17 protein-coding genes are annotated in these 16574 nt (G+C 71.1%); 7 read left to right on the top strand and 10 right to left on the bottom strand.

Annotated elements, in window-relative coordinates:
- Positions 1–127: 127 nt before the first annotated feature.
- Positions 128–1411, bottom strand: a complete 1284-nt coding sequence (locus tag QC283_RS36205; protein WP_279566031.1) for an adenylosuccinate synthase — start codon at positions 1409–1411, stop codon at positions 128–130.
- A gap of 185 nt (positions 1412–1596) precedes the next feature.
- Here QC283_RS36205 and QC283_RS36210 point away from each other — a divergent pair, with 185 nt between their 5' ends.
- A complete protein-coding gene (locus tag QC283_RS36210; protein WP_279566032.1) occupies positions 1597–2520 on the top strand; it encodes a diacylglycerol kinase family protein in 924 nt (307 codons plus the stop codon).
- A 176-nt stretch (positions 2521–2696) separates the two neighbouring features.
- Here QC283_RS36210 and QC283_RS36215 read toward each other — a convergent pair whose 3' ends face one another.
- On the bottom strand, positions 2697–3194 hold the full coding sequence (locus tag QC283_RS36215) for a GbsR/MarR family transcriptional regulator (protein WP_279566033.1): 498 nt from the start codon (positions 3192–3194) through the stop codon (positions 2697–2699).
- A gap of 74 nt (positions 3195–3268) precedes the next feature.
- On the opposite strand from QC283_RS36215, the gene QC283_RS36220 reads away from it, so the two are divergent.
- The 4 genes from QC283_RS36220 to QC283_RS36235 all read left to right on the top strand — a co-directional run bounded on the left by QC283_RS36220 (position 3269) and on the right by QC283_RS36235 (position 6825).
- Complete coding sequence (locus QC283_RS36220; protein WP_279566034.1) at positions 3269–4252, top strand: ABC transporter ATP-binding protein; 984 nt, start codon at positions 3269–3271, stop codon at positions 4250–4252.
- Positions 4249–5853 carry an ABC transporter permease gene (locus QC283_RS36225; protein ID WP_279566035.1) on the top strand — a complete coding sequence of 535 codons (1605 nt, stop codon included), beginning with the start codon at positions 4249–4251 and terminating at the stop codon, positions 5851–5853. The genes QC283_RS36220 and QC283_RS36225 overlap by 4 nt, the downstream gene beginning before the upstream one ends.
- 186 nt (positions 5854–6039) lie before the next feature.
- Positions 6040–6504: a cupin domain-containing protein gene (locus QC283_RS36230; protein WP_279566036.1), complete on the top strand. Its 465-nt coding sequence runs from the start codon at positions 6040–6042 to the stop codon at positions 6502–6504.
- Between the two features lie 60 nt (positions 6505–6564).
- Positions 6565–6825 carry a hypothetical protein gene (locus QC283_RS36235; RefSeq protein WP_279566087.1) on the top strand — a complete coding sequence of 87 codons (261 nt, stop codon included), beginning with the start codon at positions 6565–6567 and terminating at the stop codon, positions 6823–6825.
- Here QC283_RS36235 and QC283_RS36240 read toward each other — a convergent pair.
- Positions 6808–8100 (bottom strand): cytochrome P450, encoded by a 1293-nt coding sequence (locus QC283_RS36240; RefSeq protein WP_279566037.1) that lies wholly within the window; start codon positions 8098–8100, stop codon positions 6808–6810. The two genes, QC283_RS36235 and QC283_RS36240, sit on opposite strands and share 18 nt — an antisense overlap.
- Positions 8101–8261: 161 nt before the next feature.
- Between QC283_RS36240 and QC283_RS36245 the strand changes: the two genes are divergently transcribed.
- Positions 8262–9404 carry an endo-1,4-beta-xylanase gene (locus tag QC283_RS36245; RefSeq protein ID WP_279566038.1) on the top strand — a complete coding sequence of 381 codons (1143 nt, stop codon included), beginning with the start codon at positions 8262–8264 and terminating at the stop codon, positions 9402–9404.
- 69 nt (positions 9405–9473) lie between these two features.
- Here QC283_RS36245 and QC283_RS36250 read toward each other — a convergent pair whose 3' ends face one another.
- The gene (locus tag QC283_RS36250; protein ID WP_279566039.1) at positions 9474–9662 is read right to left on the bottom strand and encodes a DUF397 domain-containing protein; all 189 of its coding nucleotides are present in this window, start codon (positions 9660–9662) and stop codon (positions 9474–9476) included.
- On the bottom strand, positions 9662–10513 hold the full coding sequence (locus QC283_RS36255; protein ID WP_279566040.1) for a helix-turn-helix domain-containing protein: 852 nt from the start codon (positions 10511–10513) through the stop codon (positions 9662–9664). The genes QC283_RS36250 and QC283_RS36255 overlap by 1 nt, the downstream gene beginning before the upstream one ends.
- A gap of 226 nt (positions 10514–10739) precedes the next feature.
- Here QC283_RS36255 and QC283_RS36260 point away from each other — a divergent pair, with 226 nt between their 5' ends.
- On the top strand, positions 10740–11174 hold the full coding sequence (locus tag QC283_RS36260) for an ATP-binding protein (RefSeq protein ID WP_279566041.1): 435 nt from the start codon (positions 10740–10742) through the stop codon (positions 11172–11174).
- On the opposite strand, the gene QC283_RS36265 is transcribed toward QC283_RS36260, so the two are convergent.
- Genes QC283_RS36265 through QC283_RS36285 form a run of 5 tightly spaced genes read right to left on the bottom strand, consistent with a single transcriptional unit; the run spans position 11144 to position 16525 of the window.
- Complete coding sequence (locus QC283_RS36265) at positions 11144–11818, bottom strand: response regulator transcription factor (RefSeq protein WP_279566042.1); 675 nt, start codon at positions 11816–11818, stop codon at positions 11144–11146. The genes QC283_RS36260 and QC283_RS36265 overlap by 31 nt on opposite strands.
- Positions 11815–13239, bottom strand: coding sequence for a sensor histidine kinase (locus tag QC283_RS36270; protein ID WP_279566043.1), 1425 nt, complete (start codon positions 13237–13239; stop codon positions 11815–11817). The genes QC283_RS36265 and QC283_RS36270 overlap by 4 nt, the downstream gene beginning before the upstream one ends.
- 13 nt (positions 13240–13252) lie before the next feature.
- Entirely contained in the window at positions 13253–13939 is a 687-nt protein-coding gene (locus tag QC283_RS36275; RefSeq protein ID WP_279566044.1) for a response regulator transcription factor, read from the bottom strand.
- A complete protein-coding gene (locus QC283_RS36280; protein WP_279566045.1) occupies positions 13936–15363 on the bottom strand; it encodes a sensor histidine kinase in 1428 nt (475 codons plus the stop codon). Before QC283_RS36280 ends, QC283_RS36275 begins: the two co-directional genes overlap by 4 nt.
- The gene (locus QC283_RS36285; RefSeq protein WP_279566088.1) at positions 15356–16525 is read right to left on the bottom strand and encodes an acyltransferase family protein; all 1170 of its coding nucleotides are present in this window, start codon (positions 16523–16525) and stop codon (positions 15356–15358) included. Before QC283_RS36285 ends, QC283_RS36280 begins: the two co-directional genes overlap by 8 nt.
- Positions 16526–16574: the final 49 nt, after the last annotated feature.

The following is a 16574-nucleotide window of genomic DNA, read 5'->3' on the forward strand; positions in this document are numbered from 1 at the left end:
GCTCGGGGTCCCGGCCGCCGGTGTCGGCCCGTGGTTCCACAGCCCGTGGGTCCACAGCCCGTGGCTTCGCAGCTCGTGGTTCCGCAGCTCGTGGTTCCGCAGCCCGTGGCTTCGCAGCCGTGGTTCTCTACAGGAACGAGTTGATCTCGATCGTCTCGTCCCGGCCCGGGCCCACGCCGATCGCGGAGATCGGTGCGCCGGACATCTCCTCCAGCGCCTTGACGTACGCCTGGGCGTTCTTCGGCAGCTCGGCGAAGGTCTTCGCCTTGCTGATGTCCTCGCTCCAGCCCGGCAGCATCTCGTAGACCGGCTTCGCGTGGTGGAAGTCGGACTGCGAGTACGGCAGCTCGTCGACGCGCTTGCCGTCGATCTCGTACGCCACGCAGACCGGGATCTGCTCCCAGCCGGTCAGGACGTCGAGCTTGGTGAGGAAGAAGTCCGTGAGGCCGTTGACCCGGGTCGCGTAACGGGCGATCACCGCGTCGAACCAGCCACAGCGGCGGTCACGGCCGGTCGTCACACCACGCTCGCCACCGATGCGGCGCAGGGCCTCGCCGTCCTCGTCGAAGAGCTCGGTCGGGAACGGGCCCGCGCCGACACGGGTCGTGTACGCCTTGAGGATGCCGATGACCCGGCTGATCTTCGTCGGGCCCACGCCGGCACCGGTGCAGGCGCCGCCCGCGGTCGGGTTCGACGAGGTGACGAAGGGGTACGTGCCGTGGTCGATGTCCAGCAGCGTCCCCTGGCCACCCTCGAAGAGGACCACCTTGTCGTCGTCGAGGGCCTGGTTGAGGACCAGGACGGTGTCGGCGACGTACGGGCGGAGCTTGTCCGCGTAGCCCAGCAGCTCCTCGACCACCTGGCCGACGGCGATCGCGCGCCGGTTGTAGAGCTTGGTGAGCATCTGGTTCTTGGCGTCGAGCGCGGCCTCGACCTTCTGGGTGAGGATCGACTCGTCGTAGAGGTCCTGGACGCGGATGCCTACGCGGTTGATCTTGTCGGCGTAGGTCGGGCCGATGCCGCGCCCGGTGGTGCCGATCTTGCGCTTGCCGAGGAAGCGTTCCGTCACCTTGTCGACGGTCACGTTGTACGGCGTGATGATGTGCGCGTTTCCGCTGATCAGGAGCTTGGACGTGTCGACGCCGCGCTCGTTCAGCCCGCTCAGCTCGGAGAACAGGACCGACGGGTCGACAACGACGCCGTTACCGATGACCGGCGTACAACCGGGAGAAAGGATTCCGGAAGGGAGCAGGTGAAGGGCGTACTTCTGGTCGCCCACGACTACCGTGTGGCCGGCGTTGTTGCCGCCCTGGTAGCGCACCACATAGTCGACGGAGCCACCGAGCAGGTCCGTCGCCTTTCCCTTGCCTTCGTCACCCCACTGAGCACCGAGCAGCACAAGTGCGGGCACGCGCGTACACCCCTTCCGGGCGGGGCATGTCCATGGTCGAGGGCGTGCGCGGCGATTTTTCGCCACGTGCACCGCGACCGTCGTTGGCCGCCAACCGTCGGACCGGATGCCCCGGAATAGACGAAACCCCTGGCGCAATAGCGCAAGGGGCTCTTGCACAAAGATGCTACCCGAGGAAGCGAGGCATGGCCGAGGTGGCGACTTCCGCGAGCTCTTCCGCGACGCCCGATCAGCTTCTGGTGGTCATCGATCCGGTCGCCCGGCGGGCGGACGGAGAATCCGTCCGGATCGCGAAAGACGTGCTCAGCGCGGGCGCCGCGAGTACGAAGGTATGCCTGCCGGACACCCCGGAGGAGTTCGCCCGGGCGCTGCGGCGGCGCGGCTCGCGGCGGCCGGTCGTGATCGGTGACGACCGCGCGCTGCTGCGGGCCGTCGGCCTGCTGCACCGGCAGCGGGAGCTGGCGGGCTGCGCGCTTTCGGTGGTGCCCGTGGGGTCGGTGCTGACCCTCACCCGGTCGCTCGGACTGCCGTCGGGCGCGGTGGCGGCGGCGCGGGCGGTGCTGGACGGGGCGGAACGGCGCCTGGACCTGCTCGTCGACGACAGTGACGGGGTGGTGCTGGGGGCGGTGGGGATTCCGCCGGTCACGGCGCACGACGGCGTGGGGTCGGGCTCGGGGGCGGGAGCGGGGGCGGGGCCGTCGGCTCCGGGTTCGGGGGCGGGTTCCGGTTCGGCGCACTCCTGGCTGCGGACCTGCCAGTCGCTCGTACGGACACTGGCGTCCTCGCGGCCGGCACGGGTCACGGCGGGTGCGGGGACGCACGGGTCGGCCCGGCTGCGGGTGGAAGTGGACGGGGTGACGCTGGTGGACCTGTCACAGCCGGTCGAGGCGGTGTCGGTGATGCCGGGCGCGGGCGGGGTGGCCGTGGTGGAGGTACGGCCGCTGTCGGTGGGCACGGAGGCGTCGACGCTCACGGCGAGCGGACGGACGGTGACCGTGTCGGGGGCGCACTTCCGGTACCGGGCCGACGCGGTGGTGTCGGGGCCGGTGGGGACGCGGACGTGGACGGTGCGGGAGGGGGCCTGGGGGCTGACGCTGCCGGCGGGGTAGCGGGCGGACGCGGCGTCGAAGGACCGCCCCCGGCCGTCCCTCAGCACCAGCCGGCCCTCAGCACCGGCCGGCCCTCAGCACCGGCCGGCCCTCAGCACCGGCCGGCCCTCAGCACCGGCCGTCCCTCAGCCGCGCTCGCCCCTCAGCCCCGCCCGGCCCTCAGCCCCGCCCGGCCCTCAACCTCGCCCGAACCGCTCCTCCCGCCGCACCCGCCAGCGCTCCATCATGGCCGCGATCTCCTCGTCGACGAACTCGAAGAAGGCGAGCGTCTCGGCCATGCGGCGGCCCGCCGGGGTCTCGGCGCCGAGGCTGGCGACACCCTCGCTCAGCGCGCTCTCCCACCGCTTGAGGACGGCCTCGCGGTTGGTGAGTGCCTCGTACCACTGATTGCTGTGCACCCGGTACCGCTCCTTGCGTGAGCCGGGTTCGCGCTCGCGCGAGACCATGTGCTGCTGCGAGAGGTAGCGCACGGCGCCGGAGACGGCGGCAGGGCTGACCCGGAGCTGTTCGCCGAGTTCCGCGGAGGTCAGCGAACCCGAGTCCGAGGCCAGCAGCGCGGCGAAGACCCGCGCCGGCATGCGCTGCATCCCGGCCTCGACGAGCTGGGCCGCGAAGCCCTCCACGAACTTCGACACCGCCTCGGGATCGCGCCCTGATGTCGTTGCTTCCGTCATCGTTCGATCATCTCTCACCATCCTGACGGTTTCTTAACTTCACAAGTTTCTGAAGGAAGCGTACGTTCAGAATCATGACGAAGGCAATCAGCGTCTCCGGCCTCCACAAGTCGTTCGGCCGGACACGCGCGCTGGACGGGCTCGACCTGGAGGTCGAGGCCGGCGAGGTACACGGCTTCCTGGGCCCCAACGGCGCCGGAAAGTCCACCACCATCCGCGTCCTGCTCGGCCTGCTGCGCGCCGACTCGGGCGCCTCGCGGGTACTCGGCCGTGACCCGTGGGCGGACGCGGTGGAGGCGCACCGCCGGATCGCGTACGTCCCCGGCGACGTGACGCTGTGGCGCAACCTCTCCGGCGGCGAGGTCATCGACCTCTACGGCCGACTTCGCGGAGGGCTGGACACCGGGCGCCGGGCCGAGCTGATCGAGCGGTTCGAACTCGACCCGACCAAGAAGGGCCGCACGTACTCCAAGGGCAACCGGCAGAAGGTCGCGCTCGTCGCCGCCTTCGCCTCCGACGTCGACCTGCTGATCCTCGACGAGCCCACCTCGGGACTGGACCCGCTGATGGAGGAGGTCTTCCAGCGGTGTGTGGCCCAGGAGCGCGAGCGCGGGCGGACGATCCTGCTCTCCTCCCACATCCTCAGCGAGGTCGAGGAGCTGTGCGACCGGGTCAGCATCATCCGCAAGGGGCGGACCGTCGAGAGCGGCTCACTGGCCGATCTGCGCCACCTGACGCGGACCAGCGTGACCGCCGAACTCGCGGGTGCCCCGGGCGGGCTGGGACTGCTGCCCGGCGTGCACGACCTGGACGTCCGAGGCCACAGGGTCCGGTTCCAGGCCGACACGGACAAGCTGGACGCCGTACTCCGCTCCCTGAGCGAGTCGGGCGTGCGGTCGCTGACGTGCACGCCGCCGACGCTGGAGGAACTGTTCATGCGGCACTACCAGGCGGCCGAGGCCACGGGCGGCGCGGGTTCCACGGGTTCCACGGGCGCCGCGGGGGCCGCCGGGGCCGCCGGGGCCGCCGGGGCCGCGGGCGAGGTGACGGTCCGATGACCGCCGTGGCCTCCCTCGGAGCACGGACCGGCGGCTCGCGCCAACTGGCCGGCACCGGCACGCTGCTGCGCTTCGCCCTGCGCCGCGACCGGACGATGCTCCCGGTCTGGGTCGCGGTGAACGCGCTCATGGTGCTCTCCATGCCCGGCACCCTCAAGGGCCTGTACGGCACCGCCGCCGAACGCGCCGACCTGGTGCGGCAGATGGAGACCAACGCCTCGCTGCGGGCGATGGTCGGCCCCGTCTTCGACGACTCCCTCGGCGCGCTCACGGCCTGGCGCGTCGGTGTGTACGCCGCCGCGCTCGCCGCCGTGATGAGCCTGCTGATCGTCGTACGGCACACCCGCGACGAGGAGGAGAGCGGCCGTCAGGAAGTGGTCGCCTCCGGGATGGTCGGCCGCCGCGCCGCACTGACGGCGGCCCTGCTCACGGCGGCCGTCGCCAACGGCGTCCTGGCGCTGCTGGTGGTCGCCGGGCTGGCCGCGCAGGGAGTGGCCGGCGCGGTGGCCCTCGGGCTCGCGATCGCGGGCGTCGGGATGCTCTTCGCCACAATGGCGGCGATCGTCGCGCAGCTGACCGAGAGCGCCCGGCTGGCCCGGGGGCTGACGGCGGCCGTGCTGGGCGGGGCCTTCGTCCTGCGGGCGGCGGGCGACTCGGCGACGACCGACGGCTCCTCCGTACTGACGTGGCTGTCTCCGCTGGGCTGGCTGGAGAACCTGCGGGCCTTCGCGGCCGAGCGGTGGTGGGTGCTGCCGCTGATCGCCGGCGCGGCGGTGGTGCAGGGTGCGGTGGCCTACGGGCTGGCCGGCCGCCGGGACCTCGGCATGAGCTTCCTGCCGACCCGGCCGGGACCGGCCGCCGGGCGCCTGCGCACGGCCGGTGCGCTGGCCTGGCGGTTGCAGCGGGGCAGCGTGCTCGGCTGGAGCGTCGGCTTCCTCCTCGCCGGGGTCGTCTACGGCTCGATGACCGAGGGCGCGGCCGATCTGGTCGGGGACAACGAGCAGGCCCGCCAGATCATCGAGCGGATGGGCGGGCAGGCCGGACTGACCGACGCGTTCGTGTCGGCGATGGTCGGGATGCTCGGGCTGATCGCCGCGCTGTACGTCGTCGCGTCGGTGCTGCGGCTGAACGGCGAGGAGACCTCCGGGCGGGCGGAGCCGGTGCTCGCGGGCGCGGTGGGCCGAATGCGGTGGGCCGCGGGGCACCTGGTGATCGCCTTCGGCGGCGCGGCGCTCATCATGCTGCTCGCGGGCCTGGGTTTCGCGCTCGGGTACGGCCGGGACGCCGGGGCGATCCTGGGCGCGTGTCTGGCGCAGTTGCCGGCGGTGTGGGTGATCGGCGGGGCGGCGGTGCTGCTGCACGGGGTGCTGCCGCGCGGTGCGGTGGCCGCGTGGGGAGTCGCGGGCGCGGTGCTGCTGCTCGGGTGGGTCGGGCCGGCGCTGGACGTGCCGCAGGCGGTGCTGGACGTGTCGCCGTTCGGGCATCTGCCGAAGTTGCCGGCTGAGGAGATGAGCTGGGCGCCGGTGCTGGTGCTCACGTCGATCGCGGTGGTGCTGGTGGTGGCGGGGCTGGTGGGGTTGCGGCGACGGGATGTGACGTAGCGAGCCGGGAGAGCACCCCCCGGAACAAGCCAATCGGCCTCAGTCCGCCTCAGTCTCTTGCGCGGGCGTCTCAGCGCGAGCAATGGTTGAACCGTCAACCAACACACCTGGAACGGTGCCCGGACGGTGGCCGCCCCACGGCCCGGCCACCGTCATCCCTCATGCGCAGACAAGAGGAGACCGCACATGAGCATCGCACTCGTGCGCAACCCCGGCGAAGGCACCGTCTACCGCTACTACGACAGCGTCCAGGAACAGGTCGTGTCGAACACCGAGACGCAGGGAGTGGTCACCGTCGCACGGCTGAGCATGCGCCGGTCGGACGCGCCGCCCCTGCACGTCCACAGCCGGGAGGACGAAAGCTGGGTGGTCCTGGCCGGCCACGTCCGGTTCTGGGTCGGTTCGGCCTCACTCGACGCGTGCGAGGTGCATGACGCCGAGCCGGGCGCCTACGTCTTCGGCCCCCGGTCGGTCCCCCACACCTTCCAGCCGCTCACCACGACGGCGGACGTCCTGGTCATCAACAACCCGGGAGCCGTCGAGGGCTACTTCCGGTCGGTCGGCCACGCCGACGCGCGTCATGACACGGACCACGCGGACAGGCTGGCCCAGTACGGCATAGCCCTCCTGGACGGCCCGCCTCACGCGTGAGCCCGGGCCCGGCAGCGGTGCCGTGAAACCGGGCAGGATGTCGGGAGCGTCCTGGTGACCATGGGACGGCGTGACGCGGTGACGTGCGGGGGGTGCCTGGTGTCGGCGGTGGGAGCCACGGGGGCGGTGCTCGCCTGGGGAATGTCGGATCGCACCCGGCGGCACTTCGGCCACGACTTCGAGAACAACGGCATGGACCTCAGCGTGCTCTACACCGAACTGCCCTTCGTCCTGCTCGCCGGAGTCCTCGTGCCGGCCGTGCTCTGGGCGCTGGGCGCCTGGCTGCTGGAACGGCGCCGGCGCTCAGACCTCCACTCGTAGCTCCGCCAGCCCTCGCATCACGAAGTTCGGCTTCCGCTCCGGTTCCGACGCCAGGCGCAGCGCCGGGGCCCGCTCCAGCAGGGACGTCATGGACGCCGCCAGTTCGATGCGGGCCAGTGGGGCGCCGATGCAGTAGTGGACGCCGGCGCTGAAGGAGATGTGGGGATTGTCGCGCCGGGTGAGGTCGAGGCGGTCCGGGGCGGTGAAGACCGCCGGGTCGTGGTTGGCGGAGCCGAACAGCATCGCCACCTCCGCGCCGCGCGGGATGGTCGTCCCGTCGATCTCGATCTCGTCCAGCACCCAGCGTTCGAAGAGCTGGAGCGGGGTGTCGTAGCGCATCAGCTCCTCCACGGCGGACGGGACGAGGGAGTGGTCGGCGCGCAGGGCCGCCAGCTGGCCGGGGTTGCGGAAGAGGGCCAGCCAGCCGTTGGTCGTGGCGTTCACCGTGGCCTCGTGACCGGCGTTCAGGAGCAGGACGCAGGTCGAGATCATCTCCTGCTCGGTGAGCCGGTCGTCGTCCTCGTCGTGGGCCGCGATCAGGCCCGAGATCAGGTCGTCGCCCGGTTCCTTGCGGCGGGCCGCGATCAGTCCGCGCAGGTACTCCGAGAAGTCGACCGACGCGCGGACCGCCCTCGCCGCCGTCTCCTCGGACGGGTTCAGCTCGTACATCCCGCAGATGTCCGCCGACCAGGGGCGCAGCGGGGCCCGGTCCGACTCCGGGATACCCAGCATCTCCGCGATCACGGCGACCGGGAGCGGCTCGGCCACGTCCCGCAGCAGGTCGCCGCCGCCGTCCGCCACCAGCCGGGACACCAGGTCGTCGGCCAGCCCGTGCACGTACGGCTTCAGGCGCTCCACCGTGCGCGGCGTGAACGCCTTCGACACCAGACGCCGGATACGGGTGTGGTCCGGCGGCTCCAGATCGAGCATCCCGTGGTCGTTGAGCGTGTGGAAGGGCTCCTGCTCCGGCGGGGGCGCGGTGCGGCCGAAGTCCTCGTGCGTGAAGCGGTGCTGGTACGTCCGACCTAGGCGGCGGTCGCGCAGCAGCGCCGACACGTCCGCGTGGTGCGGAATCAGCCACTGGTCGCTCGGCTCGTAGTAGAGCACGCGCCCCCGGGCCCGCAGCTCGGCGAAGGCGGGGTACGGGTCGGCGACGAACGCCGGGTCCCACGGGTCGAACGCGGGGCCGGAAGCGGGGTCGGGTGCGGGGCCGGAAGCGGGATCGGGTGCGGGGCCGGAAGCGGGATCGGGTGCGGGATCGGGTGCGGCCGTCATGGACGGACAGTAAGACCTCGACCGGCCCTCTGCCCAGAGTCCCGTTCGCCCGTGCGCACGGGTCTTGACCTCGCGCCGCCGGAGCCTTAGCTTCCTTCACCAATGTTTCGGAAAGCATTTCGAAACTTTCGGAGCACGTACGACGGAATGAGACTCCCCGCATGAGAACCATTCGTTTCGCCACCGTGGCCCTCACCACCGCCGCCCTGACGCTGCCGCTCGTCGCGGGAACCGCCACGGCCGACCCGTCTTCCGGCCGGCACCACCCCGCACCGCACTCCCACGCCAAGTTCGACCGACTGCGCGAGGCCGCCCCCGACGGCTTCTACGTCGGCACCGCCGTGGCGGGCGGCGGCCACCACCTGGAGCAGGACTACCCGGACCCGTTCACCTCGGACAAGAAGTACCGGAAGGTCCTAGGGCGCCAGTTCAGTTCGGTGTCCCCCGAGAACCAGATGAAGTGGGAGTTCATCCACCCGGAGCGCGACCGGTACGACTTCGCGGCGGCGGACGCCATCGTCGAGTTCGCCGAGCGCAACCGCCAGGTCGTACGCGGCCACACGCTGCTGTGGCACAGCCAGAACCCGCAGTGGCTGGAGCAGGGCGACTTCTCCGACGAGGAGCTGCGCGCGATCCTGCGCGAGCACATCACCACCGTCGTCGGCCGGTACGCCGGCCGGATCCAGCAGTGGGACGTCGCGAACGAGATCTTCGACGACCAGGGCAAGCTTCGCACTCAGGACAACATCTGGATCCGCGAGCTCGGCCCGGGCATCATCGCGGACGCCTTCCGCTGGGTGCACGAGGCCGACCCGAAGGCCAAGCTGTTCTTCAACGACTTCGGCGTCGAGAGCGTCAACGCCAAGAGCGACGCCTACTACGCCCTCACCCAGGACCTGCTCCAGCAGGGCGTGCCGGTGGACGGCTTCTCCGTACAGGCACACCTGAGCACGCGGTACGGCTTCCCGGGCGACCTGGAGACGAACCTGAAGCGCTTCGACGCGCTGGGCCTGGAAACCGCCGTCACCGAGCTGGACGTACGGATGGACGTGCCGACCGGTGGTGAACCCACCGCCGCGCAGCAGAAGCAGCAGGCCGACTACTACCAGCGGGCCCTCTCGGCCTGCCTGGCGGTCGAGGACTGCAACTCGTTCACGATCTGGGGCTTCACCGACAAGTACTCATGGGTGCCGGTGTTCTTCGAGGGCGAGGGCTACGCCACGGTCATGACCGACGACTTCCACCGCAAGCCCGCCTTCCACGCCCTGCGGCACACCCTGAAGGCGGCGGCACGCAAGCACTGACGCCTGCCGTCCGCCGGATCCGCCGCGGGGCCGTCGCCCCGCACCCCGCGGCGGGGGCTACCCCCTTGCTCACGCCCCTTGCCAGGGGCGCTGTTTGACGCCCTCTATGAAGACGGCGAAGGAGGGCGCGGAGACGGAGAGCGCGGCGCGGGCGGGAGCCTTGGAGTCGCGGATGGCTATGTGGGTGGCCGACTCCGCGATCTCGACGCAGGTGTCGCCTTCACCGCCGTCAGAGTACGTGGACTTACGCCAGTTCATCACAGCTCCTTCGCCAGACGGTGGATGAAGTCGCGGGACGCCACGGGGTCCAGCGACGCACCCTCCACCCTACGGATCAGCGACCGCAGTTGGTCCAGTCGAGGTGCGTCATCGATGAAGGCGACCCCGGTGGGTGAGTCCCGCAGTCCGGTGTCCAGCTGCGGCACAGGCCCGCCCGCGTACATCATCGAGGCTCCCGAGCCTGCGAAACCGTCCTGGTCGGTGGGGATGACACGCACAGTGGCGGCACCCTGTTCGATGAGGTCCAGGATCTGCCGTAGTTGGGCGCGAGAGGACTCCCGACTGGAGACCCGGAGGCGTAGTGCCATCTCGTGGACAACCGCCTCGTACGGGGTGGGCTTGTCGCCCTCGATGGCGGTACGACGTCTCATCCGGTACTCCACCTTGACGTCTACAGCGTCCTGAGGCAGCCCAGGGTTCATGTAGGCGAATACCGCTCGGGCGTAGTCCGATGTCTGGAGGAGTCCGGGGACACGGGTGATGACGACGTCCCGGAGGTACGTCGCATGGTGCTCCGTCTCCGCGACGTCCAGGTTCACCTGCGGCAGTACGCCTCGATACTCCTCCCACCACCCCCGCGTTCGGTCGGTCGCCATGGCAACGAGTGACCCGATCAACGCCACGTCGGTGCACGCATAGTTGGCCGCGAGGCGGCGCACGCGTTTGGCGCTCACACCTACCGTGCCGGATTCGATCTGGCTCATCTGCACGGCGTCAGCCTCAAGCAGGTCTGCGGCCTCTCGGGCCCTCATACCCGTCGCCTCACGCAGTTTGCGCAGCTCAGCGCCCAACCGCACTCTTCGGGCGGTGAGATGCCTCTTCGGCGGCAAGCTGTGCCTCCTTGCTCCGACTCCTCAGGGACGTCCCTCGTTCGAGCGTCAGAATACGGCAGCGGGTTGCAACTTCCTAAGAATAGGAAATACCGTCAGTGACGCGACGCACACGCTGCGAAACACCGGGGCACCGGAAGCGCACCGCTCCGTCCTGTCATGACGGCTGCGGCATCGACACCGCCCGGCGGCAGCGACACCCCTCCCTCACGAACGGAGTCGACGCATGCCCGAAGACACTTCCTGGGAGTACTCCCTGTACATCCCCAACGATCCCCGCGCCGTCACCATCAGTCGCCGAACCCTCCGCCTGATCCTGACCATGCACGGCCTGATCGGCCTCGTCGACGTCGCCGAGCTGCTCGCGGCGGAGCTGGTCGGGAACGCCGTGCTGCACACCAAGGGTCCTGCGGCACTGCGTGTGCGGTGGTCGGCCGGGGTGTTGCGGATCGGCGCGTGGGACGCCGACCCTGAACCCCCGGACGCTCCCGCCCGGTTTGCGGACGTGGCCGAGGACGAGAGCGGCCGGGGGCTCGCCCTCGTCAGGGCCTGCTCCGACCTGTGGGGCTGGCAACCGCTCTCCCGGTTCGGCAACCGGGGCAAGTACGTATGGTGCGAGCTCGGTGCCCCTCAGCCCGGCGTCACCAGCCGGGCCTCGTAGGCGAAGACCGCCGCCTGGGTGCGGTCCCGCAGGCCCAGCTTCACCAGGACCCGGCTGACGTGTGTCTTGATCGTCGACTCGGCGACCACCAGGCGCTCGGCGATCTCCGAGTTGGACAGGCCCTGCGCGATGAGGACCAGGACCTCCGTCTCCCGCTCGGTCAGTTCGCCGTACGCCCCCTGCGCCGAGGACAGCGGGCGCGGGCCGTCGGACAGCTTCGAGAACTCGGTGATCAGACGCTTGGTGACCGAGGGAGCGAGGAGCGCCTCGCCGGCGGCCACCACCCGGACACCGTCGGCGAGCTGACGGGCCGAGGCGTCCTTGAGGAGAAAGCCGGAGGCACCCGCGCGCAGCGCCTGGTACACGTACTCGTCGAGGTCGAAGGTGGTGAGGACGAGGACCTTCGCCGCGCCGTCCGCCGTGACGATCTCCCGCGTCGCCTCGATGCCGTTCAACTCCGGCATACGGATGTCCATCAGGACGACGTCGGGGGCCAGCTCCCGGACGCGGTCGACCGCCTCCCGGCCGTTGACCGCCTCACCGGCGACCTCGATGCCCGGCATCGCGTTCAACAGGACCGAGAAGCCCTCGCGCACCATCATCTGGTCGTCGGCGATCAGGACCCGAATCGGGTGGTCAGTCATGCTTCACCTTCGGTCCGCGCGGTGACCGGCAGGAACACCGCCACCTCGTAACCCCCGTCGTCGGTGGGGCCCGCCGTCATCTCACCGTCCAGCATCGACACGCGCTCGCGCATGCCGGTGATGCCGTGCCCGGCGCCCGGCGAAGGCTTGACCAGGGAGGGCTGGGGCATCGAACCGTTCACGATCCGAAGGCCCAGGCCGCCCAGGACGTAGGAGACCTCGACGCGGGCGGTCGCGCCGGGCGCGTGCCGCAGGGAGTTGCTCAGTGCCTCCTGCACGATCCGGTACGCCGACAGCTCCACACCGGGCGGCAGCTCGCGCACCGCGCCCGTCACCGCCTTGTCCACGGCCAGGCCCGCCTCGCGCACGTTGGCAAGCAGGGCGTCCAGGTCGGTGAGCGTCGGCTGGGGGGCGTCCGGGGCCTCGTAGTCCTCGGCACGGACGACTCCGAGGACACGGCGCAGCTCGGTGAGAGCGGCCACCGCGTTCTCCCGGATGGTGGCGAAGGCGCGCTCCAGCTCCTCCGGCGGATTCTCCACCCGGTAGGGCGCGGCCTCCGCCTGGATGGCGACCACCGACATGTGGTGGGCCACCACGTCGTGCAGCTCGCGGGCGATGGTGGTGCGCTCCTCCAGCGCGGTGCGGCGGGAGCGTTCGTGCGCCGTGACGGTCTGCTGGGCGGTCACCTCCTGCTGGGCGATGTGCCGAATGTGCCAGAGGCAGACCAGGAGCAGGGCGAACGCGGACGTCACCATCATGGGGCCGCTGTTCGTGTAGTAGTACGACCCGCCGAAGAAGACGTCCGAGAGGAAGGCGTACACGGTCGTCAGGACCCACATCCAGACAGCGGTGCGGGGCCGGGTGCGCAGCGCCACGACGATCACGACCGTGAGATGGGAGATGAACGCGCCGGGCATCCACGGCCACTCCAATCCGTTGCCGCTGATGAGCGCGATCAGCGGGGTCACGACGAGCGACAACCAGAACGCGCCGATCGGCCGGACCAGCGTGGCGGCCACCGGGAGAGCGCACAGTACGCCGGTCACCAGGGCCGGTAGGTCACCGCCTGGCAGGCTGCCCCCCACCGCGCCGACGACCAGGGCGAGCAGCGCGATCCCACCCACCACCGCGTGCGGGAGGTACCGCGCGTCCGCCCTCAGCCGGCCGGGCAGCCGACGGACGAACGGACCGTCCGTATGCCGAGGCGGCAGCAAACGGTAGGCGAAGGGGTCATGGAACATGTCTTGGCGCAGTCCCCGCAGGGCGTTCCGGAACAACCGGTATTCCTGGCTTCGGGTCGCGTACCCGTGCTGCTGGTGAGTCGTCTCGGTCACGTTCACACGGTAGGCCGACCAGGCGTGGGCGGTCGTCCCCGCCGAGACGGGTTCCCGGGCATCCGTCTCAGGTACTACGTGGGCCACTAACCGTCGCTCCTCAGTACCCCGAGGGCCGCACCAACCCCGACTCGTACGCGAACACCGCCGCCTGCGTCCGGTCCCTGAGCCCCAGCTTCACCAAAATCCGGCCGACGTGCGTCTTCACGGTCTGCTCGGCGACGACCAGTCGCTTGGCGATCTCCGCGTTGGACAGGCCCTGCGCGATCAGGGCGAGCACCTCGGTCTCCCGCTCGGTCAGATCCCCGACGCGGTCCTTCAGTGGCGCGCGCGGCCGGTCGTCCAGCCGGGAGAACTCGGCGATCAGCCGCCGCGTGACGCCCGGCGCGAGCAACGCGTCCCCTGCCGCCACCACCCGGACCGCCTCGGCGAGCTGGTCGGCGGAGGCGTCCTTCAGCATGAACCCGGACGCGCCGGCCCGCAGCGCCTCGTACACGTACTCGTCGAGGTCGAAGGTGGTCAGCACCAGCACTCTGATCTCCGGGGTCGCCCCGGTGATGCGACGGGTGGCCTCGATACCGCCCAGCTCGGGCATGCGGATGTCCATCAGGACGACGTCCGGGGCCAGCTCGGCGACCTTGGCCACGGCGTCCAGGCCGTCCACCGCCTGCCCGATCACCTCGATGTCGGGCTGGGTGTTGAGCAGCACGGTGAAACCCTGCCGGACCATCTGCTGGTCGTCGGCGATCAGCACGCGGATCACGCGGCCGTTGCTGCTGGTCGTCATCGGGTGTCGTCCTCGGTGGAGTTGCGGGTGGAGTCATCGGTGGAGTCATGAGCGGGATGGTCGGATGGAGGATGGTCGGGGGCGGAGTCGTGGGCAGGAAGGTCGGGGCCGTCGGTCGGCAGGAACGCCGCCACCTGGTAGCCGCCGTCCGGCAACGAGTGCACCGTCAGCGAGCCGTCGAGCATTGCCACCCGCTCCCGCATGCCGAGCAGCCCGTGCCCCGCTCCGTGCGACGGTGCCGGGGCCCGCGTCGGACGGGTGTTGGTCACATCCACGCGCAGCCCGATCGGAAGGTACGTGAGGTGGACCCGGGCGGTCGCGCCGGGCGCGTGCCGCAGCACGTTGCTCAGGGCCTCCTGCACGATCCGGTACGCCGACAGCTCCACACCGGGCGGCAGGGGTCTGCGCGTCCCGCTCGTCTCGGTGGTGACGGTCAGCCCGGCGGCCCGGGTGTTCTCCACCAGCGCGTCGAGCCGGTCCAGCGTGGGTTGCGGGGCGTGTGGGGCGACATCTTCCCTGTCGGACGTCTCCAGTGGCCCGGGGTGCTCGGAACGCAGCACGCCCAGCACCCGGCGCAGCTCGGTGAGGGCCTCCAGCGCGTTCTGCCGGATGCCCGCGAGGTTCTCCTTCAGCTCGTCCGACGGGTTCTCCACGAGGAGGGGGGCGACCTGGGCCTGGATGGAGATCACCGACATGTGGTGGGCGACCACGTCGTGCAGCTCGCGCGCGATGCGGCCGCGCTCCTCCAGCAGGGTGCGCCGGGCTCTCTCCTCGGCGGTGAGGGAGGTCTGCTCCGCGAGTTCCGTGCGGGCCTCGCGGCGTCCGCGCAGGGCGGTGCCGAGCACCACGGCGACCGCGAACAGGATGACGGCGAGTTGGCCGGTCGGCTGGTAGTTCTGCCCGCCCACCACGCCCTGCACGAGGTAGGTGGTGAGCGCGGTCAGGCCCAGCGCCTCCACGGAGATCCGGGTACGGACCCGTAGGGCGAGCAGCAGCAGGACAAACAGGTGCGCGATGATCCCGGCGACCGGCCAGGGCCAGGTGAACTCGTCGCCGCCCGCCACCATTTCGGCCCGTACGGCGAAGGCTCCCACCAGTATGGCCGCCATCGACAGCCACCAGGCCGCGACCGGCCGCCACAGCGCCAGCACCATCGCGCCGGCCTGGCCGAGGGCGATCAGGAAGGCGAAGCCGGAGTCGACCCCGCCGTTGTCACTGAGCTGGGCCGCGTCACCGAGCAGCACGCCGAGGGCGGCCAGACAGACGACTCCGTGCGGGAGCCAGAGCAGCCACACCGACGGGGGCAGCGGGTCCACCCGCCAGGTCCACAAGTCGTCGTGCAGCACCCGCAGCACGTGCTGGACCCGGCCTCCCGCTCTCATCTGCCGGTTCCCCCGTCGCTTCACACGGCCCACCCTAGACATGACGTGCACCCGCCGCTCCCGTCCGGCCCGGCGTGCGATGCTCCCGGACGACCCGGGAGCGGCGCCGACCGCCACCGCGCTCGAAGGAGCGAAAGGCGGCCCAGCAACCAGCCAGGGCCAGCGCGAACACCGGGAGCCACGCGAGCCGGGCCACGACCCAGTCCAGCCCCTCGGGGAGCGTGTGCAGGCCGGGCAGACGGCCCATGAGGAGGCCGGTGGCCGTGGTCGCCATCAACGCGGTCTGGTGCCACAGGAAGATCGTCATCGCGGAGAGGTTGACCAGCGCGACCGCCGCCCACGCCATGGGCCGCCGCATCGCGCGGCCCAGCCGCTCGCGCAGCAGCAGCGCGAGACCGCACTGCGCCAGACCGAAGGTGACGGCGGCCAGCGTCGGCGGGTTGAGGTTCGATATCTCGGCGCCGGGAACGCCGACCATCGACGCCGGATAGCCCGCCCAGGCGACGAGGGCCGCGGTCGCCGCCGTACCGCCGGTGAGCAGGAGCCGGCCCGCGCGGCGGTGGTCCAGTTCGCCGCGGGTCCAGGCGGCGCCCAGGGTGTAGGGGACCAGCCAGCCGGCGGCGAGGTTGATCCAGCCGAGCCAGGAGGGAGCGCCGAAACCGAAGCGCAGCAGGTCCACATGGAGGACGACGGCCAGCGGCCACAGCGGGTGCAGCCGGGTCAGGAGTGGAGTCGCCGCGGTCAGCGCGGCGAAGACGAGGAGGAACCACAGCGGGGACAGGGCCAGCTTCACCAGGGTGTGGATGGTCATGAACTCCGCGCCCGTCAGCAGCAGCAGCGCCGCCGTCACCGTCCACAGGGTGAGGACGGCCGCGACCGGGCGGAACAGTCTGGACAGCCGGGCGGACAGCCAGCGGCCGTAGGACGTGCCGCGGGCTCTGGCCGACGCGTAGCCGTGGGTGGCGACATGACCGCCGACCAGGAAGAACACGGCGAGGGTCTGGAAGACCCAGGAGACCGGGGAGAACCAGGGCATGTCCTGCAGCGGGCTGGCCGCGTGCAGGCTGTTGCCGTCGGCGACCAAGGCCGTCACCAGCCAGTGGCCGAGGACCACGCCGAGGATGGCGACGGCACGCAGGGCATCGACGGCCCGGTCCCGCGACGCGGGCGTGGCGGCGTCGATCCGGGCGGCGGCGCGGCGCAGCTCCCGCCCGGGGGCGGCCCGGCGCAGCGCCTGACTGGAGGCGGTCCGG

It is taken from the genome of Streptomyces sp. DH41, assembly GCF_029813785.1.
Lineage (GTDB): Bacteria > Actinomycetota > Actinomycetes > Streptomycetales > Streptomycetaceae > Streptomyces.

Excerpts from the sequence above, each read along its gene's own strand:
- QC283_RS36265 (WP_279566042.1), bottom strand. The coding sequence starts at position 11,818 with ATGACTGACCACCCGATTCGGGTCCTGATCGCCGACGACCAGATGATG.
- QC283_RS36215 (WP_279566033.1), bottom strand. The coding sequence starts at position 3,194 with ATGACGGAAGCAACGACATCAGGGCGCGATCCCGAGGCGGTGTCGAAG.
- QC283_RS36245 (WP_279566038.1), top strand. The coding sequence starts at position 8,262 with ATGAGAACCATTCGTTTCGCCACCGTGGCCCTCACCACCGCCGCCCTG.
- QC283_RS36260 (WP_279566041.1), top strand. The coding sequence starts at position 10,740 with ATGCCCGAAGACACTTCCTGGGAGTACTCCCTGTACATCCCCAACGAT.
- QC283_RS36230 (WP_279566036.1), top strand. The coding sequence starts at position 6,040 with ATGAGCATCGCACTCGTGCGCAACCCCGGCGAAGGCACCGTCTACCGC.
- QC283_RS36275 (WP_279566044.1), bottom strand. The coding sequence starts at position 13,939 with ATGACGACCAGCAGCAACGGCCGCGTGATCCGCGTGCTGATCGCCGAC.
- QC283_RS36235 (WP_279566087.1), top strand. The coding sequence starts at position 6,565 with ATGGGACGGCGTGACGCGGTGACGTGCGGGGGGTGCCTGGTGTCGGCG.
- QC283_RS36210 (WP_279566032.1), top strand. The coding sequence starts at position 1,597 with ATGGCCGAGGTGGCGACTTCCGCGAGCTCTTCCGCGACGCCCGATCAG.
- QC283_RS36240 (WP_279566037.1), bottom strand. The coding sequence starts at position 8,100 with ATGACGGCCGCACCCGATCCCGCACCCGATCCCGCTTCCGGCCCCGCA.
- QC283_RS36225 (WP_279566035.1), top strand. The coding sequence starts at position 4,249 with ATGACCGCCGTGGCCTCCCTCGGAGCACGGACCGGCGGCTCGCGCCAA.
- QC283_RS36250 (WP_279566039.1), bottom strand. The coding sequence starts at position 9,662 with ATGAACTGGCGTAAGTCCACGTACTCTGACGGCGGTGAAGGCGACACC.
- QC283_RS36220 (WP_279566034.1), top strand. The coding sequence starts at position 3,269 with ATGACGAAGGCAATCAGCGTCTCCGGCCTCCACAAGTCGTTCGGCCGG.
- QC283_RS36280 (WP_279566045.1), bottom strand. The coding sequence starts at position 15,363 with ATGTCTAGGGTGGGCCGTGTGAAGCGACGGGGGAACCGGCAGATGAGA.